At 64.4% G+C, this 15266-nt stretch carries 16 protein-coding genes; 10 read left to right on the forward strand and 6 right to left on the reverse strand.

What is annotated here, in order from left to right; genetic code table 11:
- Positions 1-101: 101 nt before the first annotated feature.
- The 5 genes from AC07NG_RS06300 to AC07NG_RS06320 all read left to right on the forward strand — a co-directional run bounded on the left by AC07NG_RS06300 (position 102) and on the right by AC07NG_RS06320 (position 5191).
- On the forward strand, positions 102-257 hold the full coding sequence (locus tag AC07NG_RS06300; protein WP_494592740.1) for a hypothetical protein: 156 nt from the start codon (positions 102-104) through the stop codon (positions 255-257).
- The gene (locus AC07NG_RS06305; RefSeq protein ID WP_494592741.1) at positions 254-1456 is read left to right on the forward strand and encodes a PfkB family carbohydrate kinase; all 1203 of its coding nucleotides are present in this window, start codon (positions 254-256) and stop codon (positions 1454-1456) included. The genes AC07NG_RS06300 and AC07NG_RS06305 overlap by 4 nt, the downstream gene beginning before the upstream one ends.
- Position 1457: 1 nt before the next feature.
- Complete coding sequence (locus AC07NG_RS06310) at positions 1458-2051, forward strand: 7-cyano-7-deazaguanine synthase (RefSeq protein WP_494592742.1); 594 nt, start codon at positions 1458-1460, stop codon at positions 2049-2051.
- A 64-nt stretch (positions 2052-2115) separates the two neighbouring features.
- Entirely contained in the window at positions 2116-2730 is a 615-nt protein-coding gene (locus AC07NG_RS06315; RefSeq protein ID WP_494592743.1) for a nitroreductase family protein, read from the forward strand.
- Positions 2731-2929: 199 nt separating this feature from the next.
- Positions 2930-5191, forward strand: a complete 2262-nt coding sequence (locus AC07NG_RS06320; RefSeq protein ID WP_494592744.1) for a DEAD/DEAH box helicase — start codon at positions 2930-2932, stop codon at positions 5189-5191.
- On the opposite strand, the gene AC07NG_RS06325 is transcribed toward AC07NG_RS06320, so the two are convergent.
- The 4 genes from AC07NG_RS06325 to AC07NG_RS06340 all read right to left on the reverse strand — a co-directional run bounded on the left by AC07NG_RS06325 (position 5182) and on the right by AC07NG_RS06340 (position 9547).
- Positions 5182-7224: a hypothetical protein gene (locus AC07NG_RS06325; protein WP_494592746.1), complete on the reverse strand. Its 2043-nt coding sequence runs from the start codon at positions 7222-7224 to the stop codon at positions 5182-5184. The two genes, AC07NG_RS06320 and AC07NG_RS06325, sit on opposite strands and share 10 nt — an antisense overlap.
- Before the next feature lie 77 nt (positions 7225-7301).
- Entirely contained in the window at positions 7302-8693 is a 1392-nt protein-coding gene (locus AC07NG_RS06330; RefSeq protein WP_494592748.1) for an exonuclease domain-containing protein, read from the reverse strand.
- A gap of 12 nt (positions 8694-8705) precedes the next feature.
- A complete protein-coding gene (locus AC07NG_RS06335) occupies positions 8706-9218 on the reverse strand; it encodes an ImmA/IrrE family metallo-endopeptidase (RefSeq protein WP_494592750.1) in 513 nt (170 codons plus the stop codon).
- A gap of 2 nt (positions 9219-9220) precedes the next feature.
- Entirely contained in the window at positions 9221-9547 is a 327-nt protein-coding gene (locus AC07NG_RS06340) for a helix-turn-helix domain-containing protein (protein WP_494592751.1), read from the reverse strand.
- A gap of 178 nt (positions 9548-9725) precedes the next feature.
- Here AC07NG_RS06340 and AC07NG_RS06345 point away from each other — a divergent pair, with 178 nt between their 5' ends.
- Genes AC07NG_RS06345 through AC07NG_RS06360 form a run of 4 tightly spaced genes read left to right on the forward strand, consistent with a single transcriptional unit; the run spans position 9726 to position 12178 of the window.
- Positions 9726-10433: a multiubiquitin domain-containing protein gene (locus AC07NG_RS06345; protein ID WP_494592753.1), complete on the forward strand. Its 708-nt coding sequence runs from the start codon at positions 9726-9728 to the stop codon at positions 10431-10433.
- On the forward strand, positions 10430-10762 hold the full coding sequence (locus AC07NG_RS06350; protein ID WP_494592755.1) for a hypothetical protein: 333 nt from the start codon (positions 10430-10432) through the stop codon (positions 10760-10762). Before AC07NG_RS06345 ends, AC07NG_RS06350 begins: the two co-directional genes overlap by 4 nt.
- On the forward strand, positions 10759-11274 hold the full coding sequence (locus tag AC07NG_RS06355; RefSeq protein WP_494592757.1) for a hypothetical protein: 516 nt from the start codon (positions 10759-10761) through the stop codon (positions 11272-11274). Before AC07NG_RS06350 ends, AC07NG_RS06355 begins: the two co-directional genes overlap by 4 nt.
- Positions 11261-12178: a HesA/MoeB/ThiF family protein gene (locus AC07NG_RS06360; protein WP_494592759.1), complete on the forward strand. Its 918-nt coding sequence runs from the start codon at positions 11261-11263 to the stop codon at positions 12176-12178. Before AC07NG_RS06355 ends, AC07NG_RS06360 begins: the two co-directional genes overlap by 14 nt.
- A gap of 328 nt (positions 12179-12506) precedes the next feature.
- Here AC07NG_RS06360 and AC07NG_RS06365 read toward each other — a convergent pair whose 3' ends face one another.
- Positions 12507-13193: a helix-turn-helix transcriptional regulator gene (locus AC07NG_RS06365; protein ID WP_494592761.1), complete on the reverse strand. Its 687-nt coding sequence runs from the start codon at positions 13191-13193 to the stop codon at positions 12507-12509.
- 118 nt (positions 13194-13311) lie between these two features.
- Positions 13312-14421: an epoxide hydrolase family protein gene (locus tag AC07NG_RS06370; protein ID WP_494592763.1), complete on the reverse strand. Its 1110-nt coding sequence runs from the start codon at positions 14419-14421 to the stop codon at positions 13312-13314.
- A gap of 383 nt (positions 14422-14804) precedes the next feature.
- On the opposite strand from AC07NG_RS06370, the gene AC07NG_RS06375 reads away from it, so the two are divergent.
- Positions 14805-15218, forward strand: coding sequence for a hypothetical protein (locus AC07NG_RS06375; protein ID WP_494592765.1), 414 nt, complete (start codon positions 14805-14807; stop codon positions 15216-15218).
- Positions 15219-15266: the final 48 nt, after the last annotated feature.

Genomic DNA, 15266 nt, shown 5'->3' on the forward strand with positions numbered 1-15266 from the left:
ACAAGGGACCGATCAATAGCCCCAAGGCTGCCGTTCTGGGCGGGTCAAAGATCGGGGACACCCTCAGCGTCTCCGTCGACAGAACCGGCCGATCGCCGGTTTTGGCGGTCAAGACGATCGCCGGGGCCGAAGCAGGCTCCCTGACATTCAACGGCTACCTGAACATAATCAAATGTATCGATAGCGGCGCGCGCTATCTGGCCACGATCACAAACATTGCCGGCGGCGTCTACCAGGTTACGGTGGACCCGCAGTGACCCATGGCCTGACAATTGTTGGCGGCGTCTACGGCGAGACCTGCATCGAGCCCGCCTGGGATGCGGTCTTCGGCTCCGCCGGCCGAGCCGCCCACGCGGTGGAAACACTCGTCGATGGCCCGGTGGAACTTGTCACCTATGTCGCAACGGAAGCCCAGGCCACGGTTGAGGATCTCGCAACACGCTGCGGCGCGACCCTGAAGGCACACCCCGCAACCCAGTTCGTCAGCTTCAGCTACTTGCACCCGTTGGCGAGGCCCTCGATCTACCCACCTCCACCCCAGATCGCTCAAGCGCCCACCATCGCCGTCAAGGGCGACGTCGTCCTGCGCTACGGTATGATGGAAGGGGATGCCATCATCGATGCCGAGGTGGCGGTGTACGATCCCCAATCAGCCTTCGATCCGCGCCCCTTCTCAGAGAATGGCTCCAAAGCAAAGCGCCTAGCGCTCGTCTTAAATCGTACTGAAGTCCACGCCATGACCGGCATCGATGATCCGATATTGGCAGCCCGAAGCCTGCTGGAATCCGAAGGCGCTGAGGTGATCGTGCTCAAGAAGGGCAGCCATGGCGCTGTCGTCCTGACTGCCTCGGGAGAGCACCCCATCCCCGCCTACGAGACCCAATATGTGTGGAAGGTCGGATCGGGCGACGTCTTTTCGGCGACCTTCGCCGCGCTATGGGGCTGCCAGGGCATGGCACCCGACCAAGCCGCGGACCTGGCCTCGCGAGCGACGGCCAACTATGTCAACACCCGCTACCTGCCCGCCCCGGCAGTAGGCGCGCTGCAAGCACTGCAGTTTGCCCCGATCAAGCCAGGCGACGGCACGATCTATCTCGCCAGCCCTTTCTTCGATATCGGGCAACGCTGGCTCGTCGAGGAAAGCCTCAGCCTGCTCACCGCTCTGGGCGCATCTGTCTTTTCGCCCGTCCACGAGGTCGGCCCCGGCCCCGCCAGCTATGTCGCTCCCAAGGACATCGCCGGCCTAGAGGCCAGCAACGTCGTCTTCGCCATCCTCAACGGCCTGGACCCCGGCACGATCTTCGAGGTCGGGTATGCGATCAAGAAGGGTATCCCTGTCATGGCGCTGGCGCAGAACGTGAAAGAAGAAGATCTGAAGATGATCGAGGGCACCGGCTGCGAGATCACGGACGACTTCGCATCGGCGCTCTACCGCGCCGTCTGGAAGCTGCCCTGACATGCGAGCCATCCTCATGTCTGGCGGCATGGACTCCATCAGCGTGGCTTGGTGGCGCCGACCTGATGTCGCAATCTTCGTCGACTACGGCCAGTGCGCCGCCCAGGCGGAATTTGACGCCGGCACAGCGGCATGCGCGGCCATGGGCATCGAGCACCAGGCCATAAAAGTCGATTGCTCGCCCCTGGGCTCTGGCGACATGGCCGGAACACCAGCCTCTTCCGTCGCTCCGGTTCCGGAGTGGTGGCCGTTTCGCAATCAACTGCTGCTGACCCTCGCCGGGATGTTCGCGATCAAGCTGGGGGCAAAGAGCTTGGCGATTGGCGCCCTGCGCACCGACGGGGAGCATGCCGACGGCCGCCCGGAGTTCATCGAGCGGATTTCGGGCCTGATGGCGATGCAGGAGGGTGGCCTGACCGTCGAGGCGCCGGCCGTCGCGCTGGACGCCGTCGAGCTTGTCACCACGTCGGGCATTCCCCGCGAGGTGCTGGCCTGGGCGCACTCGTGCCACACGGGCAATCTGGCCTGCGGGCAATGCCGCGGCTGCATCAAGCATTATAAGACCTGGGAAGCCCTTGGCTGGGATGCTCACTGAAGAGCCTGCTCCACGTAGCGAACCGGGCGCGTGGTCAGATGCCTGGCCCTGCGCAACCCGCATCTTGTCGCTGCCGGAACCAACCTCCCCGCCGGAGAGGTCCTTCCTTGACGTCCTGCAGACCCGCCATTCGTCGATCGGCGGTCCAGTTCACATCCATGAGGTCGCCGCCCTTCTTTGGTATGTCATGGCGCCAACGCCTACTGGCGTGGGGCGCGCGGGTATAGCTACCGAGCATCGCCCCTATCCGACCGCCGGCGGACTGCATTGCGTCAGAGTCCTGCTCATCGACAGTGACCATCAGCTTGTCGCCCTTTACGATCCGACTGATCATCGCCTGCACGTCATCGACGCGCCCGGCCTGACGACGGCGAACGACCTGGATGTGGCAACGCTTCTCGGCCACAGGAGCGGCTGCTCCCTGCGCTTCGTCGGGGACTTGGCAAAGGCTCAAGCCGCATACACTTCACCCGAAACGCTGTTGCTGCGCGAAGCTGGCGGCCTTGCGTCGACCATTGGCCTCTGCGCCGAATGGCTTGGCCTTGCCGCCTGCCCATTGGGCTCGCTCGGAACTGGTCTCCTTGCCGCCCTAGGAGACTCGCAAGGCCAACTACTAGGTGTTGGGGGCATTCAAATTGGTAGCCGGTCCTACGGCCGGTGTCGGCGGATAGGCGCGTAACCGCGAACCTTCATCGGTGGAGCTGTGGCGAGCGGTTCGCCGGGTGGATTTTGCCGGTCGAACCTAGGCTTCAGCGCTTAAGGCCTAGCTTTGTGGGGACGGCGTGGTCCGCAACTCGCTGACCGATGGCCTCCGTTGCAATTGCTCGGCATAAGAGCGTTGCGCATCCCTCTGCCAACACTCGCCAACGGAGACCGGCTTGACCCTCGATGATCTCCCTGAAGATCTGCGCGGCTGGGCGACGGGCCAGGCGTGGACAGGCCTGCGCGCGATCCAGGAGATCGCCTGGGATCATTTCAAAGGGCCGGCCAGCCAAGATTGCGACCTCGTCGTCTGCGCGCCGACCGCGACGGGCAAGACCGAGGCGGTGTTTCTGCCCCTGGTCGCGGAGATGGCGAACTGGCCGGAAGCCGGTTTCGATATCCTCTACATCTGCCCGCTGAAGGCGTTGATCGATCAACAGGCCGCTCGCTTGCAATCCTTGCTGAACGTGCGCGCTCGATCAGTGACCGCCTGGCATGGCGAGGCTCGACGGGGCCGTGAGCAAGCCAGGCATCAGCCACAGGGTCTTCTGGTGATCACGCCGGAATCCCTGGAGTCGATTCTTCGGGCCGGTCCGGCGGCGACGATGTTCACCTCGCTGAAGGCCATCGTGATCGACGAGCTCCATGCCTTCTTCGACAATCCGCGCGGCGTGCAGATCATCGCCCAGCTGGCGCGCATCGACCGTATCGTCGGCCGCAAGGTGCGCCGGATCGGGCTTTCGGCGACCTTGTCGGACGATGTCGAGCCCGTGGTGCGCGCCTTCCTGCGGCCTGCCGAACCCAATCGCGTGGTGGTCCTCAAAAACGACACCGCAATCACGCAGATCGACTACGAGCTTTGCGCCTTCACCGACGGACCAAACCCGCAGGTGCCAGACCAGACGTTGACCGCGCGCGAGGCGCTGTTGAATGCCCTGCGCACCACTGTCGCCGAGCCAATGCTGGCCCCCGGCGCAGCGGTCTCCAAGACCCTGGTGTTCTGCAACGCCCGCGCCACGGTGGAGTGGTGCGCGACTGAACTGGCCAAGCCGAGGTCGGGGGACGACGCCGGATCTGACCTTTCCGGCCTCGTGTTCCCACACCATGGCTCCCTGGTCTCCAAGAAGCGCAAGGCGGCCGAGGCGGCTCTGAAGGACACAACGCAAAGCGCCCTGGTGGTGTCGAGCCCAACACTCGAATTGGGCCTGGACATCGGCGATATCGAGCGGGTCGTTCAGATCGATCCAGGGCCTAGCGTCTCGTCTCTGCGCCAACGCCTGGGACGCTCAGGACGGCGCTTCGGCAAGATCTCGCGCCTGACGATGATGGTGCGCGAAACGGCCATCGAGGACGGCGGCCACCCGCTGGCCTATCTGCATGTGGCGCTCTTCCAGAGTTTGGCCCAGCTCAGCCTGGTTCAGGCCAAGCGTTTCGAACCCCCGGAGGGACGGGCTCTGAACCTGTCGACCTTCCTGCAACAGGGCCTGTCGATGAGCGCCGGTGGCGCCGACTGGCCCGTGCTCGAAGAGGTTCTGATCGATGCTGGGCCGTTTCAAACGGCGGTGACGGACTATCGCGATCTGCTCGAACGCCTCGCCAGGCCCAGCCCCACGGAACCGGAATTGGTCAATCTCGACGAGCCACTGTTCACGGTCGAAGATGCGGCGGGGGGGCGCCGCTTTACGCTGAACACGGCGGGGCAGGGCCTGGTCGAGCGGGACGATTTCGGCGCGGCCTTTTCCGGCGGCCGCCAATACGCCGTCCGAGCTGGAGCCGAGACGCTCGGCAGCATTCCGGCGGGGCATAGCCTTCGGGCCGGGGATCCGCTGTTCTTCGCTGGGCGGCGATGGGTGGTGGCCCAGGTGCTGGAAAAGCCGCCGACAGTGTTCCTCAGGCCTTCCGGCGGCGGTCGGCCGCCCCGCTTCGCTGGCGCGGCGATCGCGCCAAGCAGTCTAGTCGTGGAGACCATGCGCGCCCTCTATGCGAGCGAGGTGCCGCTTCCCCAGGTTCGGCTAGACGCTACGGCCGAACGGCTGGTCGCGGAGGCGCGCGAGGCCTTCGCCCAACTGGGTTTAGCGACTGACCCCGTCCTTGCCCATGACGACGACGTCCTGCTCTTCCCCTGGGCCGGCTCGCGGGTTCAGGGCACCTTGATCGCCGCCCTGCGTCAGTTCGGTCTTTCGGCGGCGCCGGCCAATGTCGCCGTCGTTGTCATCCAGGCCACGTCAGACGCCGTGCGGGAGGCTCTGCGCAAGATCGGCGCGAACGAGGGTATGCCGTCGGCGGAGGATCTGGCGCGTTCGATCAAGGTTCTGCGGCTGGACAAGCACGACCGACGCCTGGGCCCGTATCTGCAACGCCGTAACTATGCTTCGGCCCGTTTCGACATCGACGGGGCGGTTCGAACCGCAGCGGCGATGGCCGAGGCTCAGTCGTAGCCGATCGCGATGAAGCCGGCATTGAGCTTCTGGGCGCTGATCTGCAGATCGGCGAGCAGAGCGGACAGAAGGCGGTAGGCCTTGACGTCAACGCCGTCGCCGCCGCCCACCAATTTAGCGCGGGCCGTAGTCCAGCTGTCTTTTCGGACATGAGGCTGCAAGACCACCAGCCGGCTGTCGTCAAAGAACTTGATCACCTTCAGCGCCTGGCAGAGGGCGGCTAGCTCGGCGGCGTGATCAGCCGCGGTGACGGCCGTGCCGTTGCGCCAGATCCGCGGGGTCGGATAGGTCTTCGCCTCCAGCTGCGCGGCCAGGTTGGCCCCGACGAAGTAGCGCATGTTCTTGCGCGCCTGGCTGACCACCTGCTCATAGGCCGAGACCGAGATTCGGCGGGCGGCCGCCGTCGACGCGGCGCCCTTGGCGTGGACTAGCCAGAGACGCCGGGCGTCCGGCTCGAAGAACACAAAGTCGGCGACCTCGCCGGCCCCATCGTCGCAGATGGCCCAGTAGTCACCGGTCGGATTGAAGTGCGTGGGAAAGTCGTGGAGGAGATAGTCAAATAGGCTGCGGCCGCCGGCGACGCCGATCGCCGCGAGATCGGCCACCTTCCGGGTCGGATCGGTGGCCGAGACCTTCATCGGCTTTTCCTGATCGACATCGTAGTTGGCCAGGCTCTTGTCCCAGGTCCAGGCATCGAACTTGACGTCGATATAGTCGAAGTGGCTGACCTTGCCGCCGGTCAGAACGTGGCCGGTATCGTACCAGACCGACAGCCGTTCGCGCAGGCCGTTGCCCTGGATGAGAAACTCAAGGAGTTCCAGGTCCGGATCGGTCGGCGAGACGTGCAACTGACTGATCACCGGCAGGCTGATGCCATCGGCGTCGGGCGTGGGCACCAAGGTGAGGGTCATGAGCTTGCGCCCAGTCTTATAGACCTCGAAGCTTAGGCCCGGCCCGCTGGGATCACCGCTGACCAGCCGCACCTCACCATCTGTGAACCAGGCGATCTCGATCTGCCGTTCTCGGGCCAGGCCGGTCTCGGCCGTTTCCTCGTCGACGGCCGTCAGATCGGTCGTCGGCCGCAAGGCGACCTCGAACGCGTCGCGCGCGTCGTGGATGGCGTCCGGGGCTGCGGCGCGTGCCAGGGTCGCATAGCCAGGCTGTTCCAGGCCGCCGGACAGAGGGGCTCCGGCCTCGGCCGCTTCGAGATGCCCGAAAAGTTCGTCCAGAGTCTTGGTGAAGTGGCTGATCCTTTTTCCCCGCTGGGACCACACACGCTGCTCGCCCAAGGCCAGGCCCAGGAACTTTGGCTCACGGGCCTCGTCGATCGAGACCGCGGAGAGCAGCCGGTACGTCTGGTCTGCGAACGGGTCGATGGCTTCGCGAAGATCGATGCCGCCCAGGCTTTTGCGGTCGGGTTTGGTCTTGGCGACCCGATGGATTCCGTCCAAAGCCGTCTGCCTCGCTGGGCCCGACAAGCAAACGTCCTGCAGGGTCTGGTCGGCGAACGGGTGCGCCACCGGCGCGGCGGTCAGGAGGGTCCCAAAACGTCCCGCGGTCACCCACTCGCGCACCTGGCGGGCGATGGGCGCCTGCGTGGCGTGAACGAAAAAGCGCCCTTCGGCGGAGGGGGCGCGACCGGTGCCCAAGAGGACAAGGTGCCAGTTCGATTGCCTGAACTCATCGGCGAGAGCGTCTCGAGATGAATCGTCGTCGGCAGGCGGCGCGACAAGGCCTTGGTCGAGGGCCTCGGCCAGACGATCCTTCGAGCGCGCGATCCAACTGGCGGGCTTGCTAACACGATAGGCCACGCCGACCATCGCCCAGCCGCCGATGGTCTGCGGCCCGATCAGCTGGATTTGGTCGATGTCCTCACGATCTTTGTCCTTCTTCGGGTCGGTGCGGACCAGGCGTTCGATCTCGCCCGCTAGGCGGGTGATGACGGCGCCGCCGTCAAGGCCGGCGATCAGCCGAAGTGGAAAGATCGCCAAGGAAGGATTGAGATCGGCAATCTTCAAGATCGATGGCGCCACGGCGACTTCTGGTCCCTTTGAAAACGAAATTTGGCGGTCATCCCGCCCGGCGCGCGGTGCGCCCTAGGCCAAGCGCCTCAGGCGGTCGCGACGAGCTGCGCCTCAAGATGCTCGCGGTAGCTCGCCAGGGATAGGCTGACAGTCTGGATCTCGGCCACCAGGGCGTCGAACTCCTGAAGCGTAGCGGCGTAGCTTCGGCCCGGTGCGTCAGGCTCATTTCCGCGTAAGCGCCCCCGGATCGCCTGGTCGATCTTTTCCCTAGTGTCGGGGTCGAGAAGATCGGGTCGCTCGAAATAGATCAGTCGCCGGGCCAGCTTCTTCAGCCGCGGGTCCTGGAAGCGGTCGATCAGCGCTGGCCGATCCTTCCAGGTGGCGGCATGGAAGCGCCGGCACACATCCTCGTCCCAGTCTTCGATGAAGCGCTCGTAGATCTGGAACTCGACGTACTTTGACTTCGGCCAGACCCTCTCGGAGGCGATGGCCGCGGTGACCACGCGCTGAACAAAAGCCTGGTCGCCGCGCACATTGGCGGCCGTCGTCTCCAGGTCAGCCTCGGTAAAGTCGCCCAGCAGGGCTTGGTCAAGCTCCCAAAGCTCGGCGAGAATCGGCGAGCCGTTGGCCTTCATGCGCAGGATCGGCCCATCGGGCTTTCCGATCTCGATCATCAACTCCGCCGGCGACATCCGCCGAAGCGCGGCGAGGTCCGCCGTGAGGTCCAAGCAGTAGCGCACGTTCTTGTCGGCGGGCTTGAAGCCGATCGCGGTTACCGGGTGGACGTCTTGGACACCCCTCTTGAATTCGAACACCGCGAACGCATCACGTTCGGCGATGAAGCTCAGAACCTCGGCCTTGTTTGAGAAACGCATGAAGCTCGACCACAGGATCGGCGCTTCAGCAGCGATCAGTCGACAAAGCGCCAGGGTGGTCGCGACATCGGCTGACGCGGTGTGCGATTGACCCGGATGGATTCCGTTGGCCCGGGCGAGGTCGGCTAGGCGGAAAACGCGCCGGCCGTCCGGACCGCGGACAGTCTTGAGAACGTCGGGCTGCAATGTCCCAACCACCCGCGCTAGCTTGAGGAGGTCGCCGCGCGAATTGCCATCCCTGTTGGTGACGTAGATCGGCGCCCGCAAGGACTCGTAGAAGGCTTGGCGCAGGACCTCTTCATCATAGCTGATGGAGTTAAAGCCGATGAACATCGACGGGGTCCAACGCTTCATCGTCCCGTAGATGTCACCGAGCATGGCGTCGTAGGACGGCCGCAATGGGTCTATCAGGTTCGCGTAGTGGCCGCCCGTGACATGCAAGGCGCCGGGTGAGGGCAGGATGTGGGGGCGTAGACGCCCCTCGAATTCGACCTGCTCCTGCACCACTAGGTTCGCGTCGGTGTGGACCGCGGCGAACTGCAGGATCTGGTCGAACCGTTTGTTGAGGCCGGTGGTCTCGAGGTCATAGATCACGAAGCCCATTGACCTGCCCGCCTACGACCGTTGGATCCGGTAGACCAGCGCGCTGGCGCTGACGTTGAAGCGCTTGGCCAGGGCTTGCACCGCGTCGTCGTCCTCTAGGTCGAGGGTTCGCCCATCGAGCGCGGCGGCGAGCAAAGGTTCTGGGATCAAGAGTTCCGCCGCGAAATTGTTCGCCTCGATCTCCCGGTCATCCGTGCCTTGGGACGCCAGGGTGTCGCGGCGAAGGACTCCTTTGTCGACATGGACACCCTCTGCCTCCAGCACATGACGGTGGAGGATCACGTGTCCAAGTTCGTGCGCCAAGGTGAACCGCTTGCGAGTCGGCGCATGAAGCGAGTTCACGCCGATCATTGCTTGGCCGTTCTTGATGAAAGCCATGCCAGACAGTTCGCCGTCGAATGGCGCGTATTGCACGATCACACCAGCGGCGCGGGCGATGCGGTCGAGCGGCACGGGCGCGGATTTGACGGCGTTGGTCTCAAAGAGGCGCAAGGCTTCCGCCCTGGCTTTCACCTTATCGGCCATGGTCAGCGTTTCCCGGCGATCTGGACGAACCGCTGCACCGCGGCGTGCTGCTGGTCGCTGAGCTGGCTTCCGTGCGTAGTGATCGGCGGCTCGTCGTCGGCGAAGACGAACGTCTCTGGGATAAGGTCGAGGACGGACCTGCATTCGAGCGCATTGGCCAGCCTAAAGACGTGGTGCAACAGAACCTTCTGGCGGCCGGTTTCGATATTAGCGAGCGAGGCGCGAGTCAGTCCGATCTGCGCGGCGATCTCGGCCTGAGTCTTGCCGAGCTTGCCGCGTGTGCGTGCGACGTTCTGGCCAAGCTGCCTGTAGATTTCCATATCGTCCATGGGAACATAATGACAACTTTAAAGGGTGGTGTCAATGGGGCTGACACTAAGTGTGCTTAACATAAACATTTAAAGCAAATAACGTGTGTGGTGTTGACTCTACGGCCGAGTCTCTGTCATCACCATTGTCGCGGGCTGGCAATTCCGCCTTAGCCCGCAGACAGAGGTGAACCACCCCATGACCCAGCTCATTCCCCAGGAGGAGAGCGCCATCGACCGAGACGCCGCCGGTGTTTTCTCGGTCGAGCTCGGCGACGAAACTTTCGAGTTCCGCCGCGTGCGCTTCGATGATCGCAAGGTCGTCGGCCTCCAGATCGCTGAAGCCGCCGGCGCCCATCCGATCGAAGCTTTCGTCATCCTGCGCCATCTGCGCTCGGGCGAGCTGGAGTCGATCCGCCCCACCGAGTCCGTCGACCTGGGTGAAGAGGGTGTGGAGCGGTTCTTCGTGATCCGCGGCGACGACCTCCACCGCTTCACGGTGGAGGGCCTGTCTATGGAGTGGCCGAAGGCGAAGCTGGCCGCCAAGAACATCAAGTTTCTGGCCAAGGCCGCCGAAGGCCAGGTGCTGGTCCTCGACAGCGAAGACGGCGACATCATCCTCGACGACGACGATCTGGTGGACCTGGCCGCCAAGGGCGTGGAGCGGCTGATGCTGCGCCACCCGCCCAAGACGGTGACGGTCTACTACAAGGAAGCGCCGTTCGAATTGGAGCGCGGCGTCTACACCACCGAACAGCTGATCGCGGTGTTCTCGGCGCCGGCCGGCTACCTGCTCGACTTGATCGAGCGGGACGGTGAGTTCCGCGAACTGAAGCCTGGCGAGTCGATCAAGGTCCGCGAGGGCCTGGAGTTCTCGTCGCACCCGCCGGCGGGGCACTCGTCGTGAGGGACCCGGCGTCGGAACTGCGCAAGCTGCGTCGAATCTGCCGCCGGGCCGAACTCCACGAAGAGGGCGGGCAACCGCTCGTCCATCTTCCGGAGTTGCGGGTCCAGTATGCGGGCGGGGTGGAGACGGTCGATGGCCTTCTCTCCCCCGGCCAGCACAGCGGCTACGTCTCGCGGCTTTTCCTGTCGAAGCCTCTTCCCGCCCGCGGTCAGAACTGGACCACGCACAACATCCTCGGCGCGCCCTGGCACGCCATGTCGTGGAACGGCGTCGATTCCAGCCTCGGCTGGGACGAAATCCTGGGCGCCCATCTGAGGCCTCTCCAATGATCGTGCACCTGAAGATCGACGGCCGCCTGCTGGACGAAGTCCGCAAGGACCTGCACCGGCCGCATCCCTTCGCCCACGAACGCGTGGGCTTCTTCACCGCCGGCGCCGCTGACCTGGGCGATCGGCTGCTGCTGACGATCCGCGGCTACACGCCGGTCGCCGACGAAGACTATGAGATCGACCGTAAGGTCGGCGCCAAGATCGGCTCGACGGCGATGCGCAAGGCGGTGCAGTCGGCCTACAGGCCGGCGGCGGCGCTCCTGCACGTCCACACCCACGGTGGCCGCGGCAGGCCGGACTTCAGCTGGGTGGACCTGAATAGCGCCGATGACTTCGTCCCCGGCTTTTTCGAAACCACGCCGCGCATGCCGCACGGCCTGCTCGTCCTTAGCAACGATGCGGCCCACGGCCTTTTATGGCTCGCCAACGACCGGGCGCCGGTCGCCATCGACCAATTCCAACGCATCGACGCGCCCCTGCAGCGCGAATGGGGGTCCCATGTCTTGGCTTGATCGACAAAGCTTCCTTGGCGCGGACAGCGACGCCAGGTTGGCCGCGGCGACCGTCGGCCTGGTGGGGCTCGGCGGCGGCAATTCCCACGTGGTCCAGCAACTGGCCCACCTAGGGGTCGGTGGTTTCGTTCTGCTCGACGATGACATCATCACCCTGACCAACCTCAACAGGCTGGTCGGCGGGACCTTGGACGACGTCAAGGCGGAGCGGCCGAAGGTCGACATCGCGGCGCGCGTAATCCGGGCGGTCAATCCGGATGCCCGCATCGTGATGCGCAAGGCCAAGTGGCAGGAGGTCGGCGACCTCTTGAAGGGCTGTGACATCGTTGTGGGCGGCCTCGACCACATCGGCTCGAAGGACGAACTGGAGGCCTTCTGCCGCCGCTTCATGATCCCCTATATCGACATGGGCATGGACGTGACGCCATTGCCCGGCGCCGGCCAAAGCCTGGTCAGCGGGCAGGTGGTGTTGTCCATGCCGGGAGAGCCCTGCCTGCGGTGCCTGCAGCTGGTCACCGACGAGCGGCTGAAGGCGGAGGCGCAGCGCTATGGCGTCGCCGGCAGCCGGCCGCAAGTGGTCTGGCCGAATGGCCTGCTGGCGTCGACCGCCGTTGGCCTCGTGGTCCAGTTGCTGACGCCCTGGGTGTCTGATCCGCCCCGCAGCGCCTATTTCGCCTACGACGCCAACCTGGGCACGGTGGCCCCCTCGGACCGCCTAGCCCGGCGGCGCGGCAAGCCTTGCCCGCACTACCCCGCCAAGGCGGTAGGCGATCCGATGTTCGACGTTCGCCGCTATCTCGAACGCCTCGACCAGCCCGCGTCCGTCGAACCGCCGGTCAGCGTCCCGGTTTCCCGCGCAGCCCGTTTGCTTGGCTGGATCCGCAAGCGTTTTGGCCGCGGATAATGTGAAGGGAGCGAGCGCTGTCGCGCTCGCCCCTAGGGCGGGTATCCTTCGACCTTCAAGCGACGAAGAAGCGGAAAGCTGATCAACGGCCCGCCCTCAAAGCCGGCGCGGCACGGTAACTTTCGGACATTCTCTTTCCCCGTCTCGCGCTAGTCCCTTCAGCGCGATGCGACCCTCGATTGTTATAGCCACGCTTGAGTGTGATCAACCATGGAGTGATCGCCGCGAGAGATTCTCATTTCGCGTTCACGACGGGCGCGCGCGCCGACCAAGTAACAGCTCCGGAGGCAGCACGGCGACGATGGGCCGAACTCCAGAGGCGCCGTAGTCACCCAGTCTCACCCTCTACTTGGGAGCGCCACCGTCCAAGAAGTGCACGCCGTCGCCCCGGATAGCGCTCGGCTTGGACAACCGCGCTGACCAGACGGTCGATACGGAAGGTCCTGAAGTCGGCACGCAGTTCGCACCACGCGGCCACGAAGCGGCGGTTCTCAATGAATCCCAGAGAGATCGGCCAGATCGTGCGTTCCGTCGGCGCCCCATGGAAATCCTGATAGGCGATGAGAACCTTCAACTGCTCTCGCATGGCCTGTCGGAAGAGCGCGAGATCTATCGTCTGGGCGGGGGGCGAGCGGTTCTCGACATGGAAGCCGTTATCATAAAGCTGCTCACGCAGTTCGCCCGGCAGCATGGCGTCAATCTTTCCGAGCGCGTTCTGGGCGGCTCGAGCTAGACCTCGATCGTCTTGTTGGCACACCCATTGGACGCCAAGGGTCAGGGCATGTAGTTCCTCTTCCGAGAACATCAGCGGCGGCAACAAGAAGCCGGGCTTGAGCACATAGCCAACGCCAGGCTCGCCTTCGATGTCCGCGCCCATGGCTTGCAGGGTGGCAACGTCGCGACGAATGGTGCGCAACGACACCCCAGCTTCCTGAGCGAGCGCTGTACCCGCCACCGGCTGACGATGACGACGCAACACCTGCATGAGGTCGAACAGGCGATGGCTCTTAGACATCTGGCAGTCTCTCCGAGACGGCGACTGTGAACTGCGTTAGCGGTCTTTCAAGCATTGCAACGATTTGGGGTAGGCGAACTTCTGCCGCCTACCCCCACTTCAGTCCGCGGGCGGTGGCCTATCGGGCGCTCACCGCGACGGTGTCAGCGAAAGCGCGCAGATCCTCCACGAACAGCGCCGGTTCCTCCCAGGCGCCGAAATGGCCGCCGCGCGGCGCGTTGGTCCAGTGGACGATGTTGAACCACCGTTCTCCCCACGCGCGGGGCGCGGGAAGAATGTCGTTCTCGAACACGATCACGCCGGCCGGCACGTCGTCTCGCGCCGGAGGCGCATGGCTTTCCGGATCCGCGAACACTTCGGCGTAGAGGCGCACCGACGTGCCAATCGTTTCTGTCGCCCAGTAGAGCGTCAGATTGGCGCAGAGACCATCGAGCCCGTAGGTCTGCTCAACATCGCCCCCCGTCCAGCTGCAGAACTTCTCGAGGATCCACGCCGCCAGCCCCGCCGGGCTATCATTGAGTCCGTAAGCGAGGGTCAGGGGCTTGGTGCCCTGAATGAAAGCATAGGCGCCCTCCATGAACTGCCAGCCCTGGGCCTGGCCCAAGAAGGCCTGTTCCTCCGGCGAGGGATCCTGCGGCGGAGGATAGTTCGAATGGACGTTGCTGAGGTGGATGCCCAGGAGCCGTTCGGGGTGGTGGCGCCGCAGCCGGTCGACGACCAGCGAGCCCCAATCGCTGCCGTGCGCCAGGAACTTCTCGTAACCGAGATCGCTCATCAGTCCCGCGAAGAGCCCGGCGATCCGCGTCCCGTTCATGCCCAGCTCCGACGGCTTTTCCGAGAAGCCGTAGCCGGGCAGTGCGGGCGCGACGACGTGAAAACCGGCTGCGGTAAGGCGCGGAATGACGTCGAGATACTCGAAGATCGAGCTGGGCCACCCATTCGTCAACAGCAACGGGACCGCGTTGGCCACTTCCGAGCGGGCGTGGATCAGATGAAGGCTGACGCCGTCTATGGTCGCGAGAAACTGGGGCAGCACGTTCAGGCGAGCTTCAGCCGCCCGCCAATCGAAGCCGTCCGCCCAGTACTCGCACAGGCGGCGCACAAAGCCGACGTCGGCGCCCTGCCGCCAGCCTGCGCCTTGGGCTTGGTCAGGCCAGCGCGTGCGCTTCAGGCGCAGACGCAGATCATCGAGCACCTCGTCGGACACGGCGGCGTGAAAGGGTTGCATGTCTGGATCTCCTCATTTCGTCATCACGGGTCTTCGGGGCGCTAAGCCGGAAGAACTGCTGCGGAAGCGTGGCGGAGAGTTAGCGCAGGCAGAGGACAGTTTTTGTCACCATGTTGCCGCGCACGATCACGCGTCTCGCTGCATTGCAAGCGCGCTGTGGCGGTCCCTCGAAGCGCCATGGCAGAGGCCGATCGTCGAACTCCGCTACGCCCTGTCTCGGGCGGTGAGGCGCGCTGCCTCTCGATCCGGCTTATGTTACCGAGCCGACCGAAAATTTCGCTCCTCGCCGGAATCTCCAGCAAGTTCGGATACCGTTTCAGCCAGAAGCTCCTCGGCAAATTGCCGTGGGACGGTAATGATCGGTTTAGGCGTAGGAAGAGGCCATGAGCTCAGATCATGAAATACGCGAGGCGCTTGCTGCGGCACGAGAACGCGGGCGCTTACGCGCCGCGCAGATTCTCGATGGCGAGGACATGTTGAGCGCGGACGCATTCGCCGAGTTGATTGGCCGCACCCAAGAAGCGGTGACTGCTTTGCTTAAAGGCGGCCAAGTGCTGGGTCTCAATGGCGGTGGGGGTGCCGTTCGCTTTCCAGCTTGGCAGGTCAACGCTGGAGGAGCGCCTTATCCTGAGTTGGCCTCTCTGCATCGATGCCTGGGCGGACCCTGGGCGGTCTATCGGTTCTTGGTCCAGCCACATGGAGCGCTCAATGGCTTGACTGGGCGTCAAGCTTTAGAGCGCGACCAAGGTAAAAGTGCGCTCGATGCAGCTGAAGGCATCGCCCAAGATTTTGACTGAACCGTGTGAAGGTCAACGCAAACCGGACATTGCCGGTTGAGACCAGTG

It is taken from the genome of Caulobacter sp. GW821-FHT10C03, assembly GCF_059415485.1.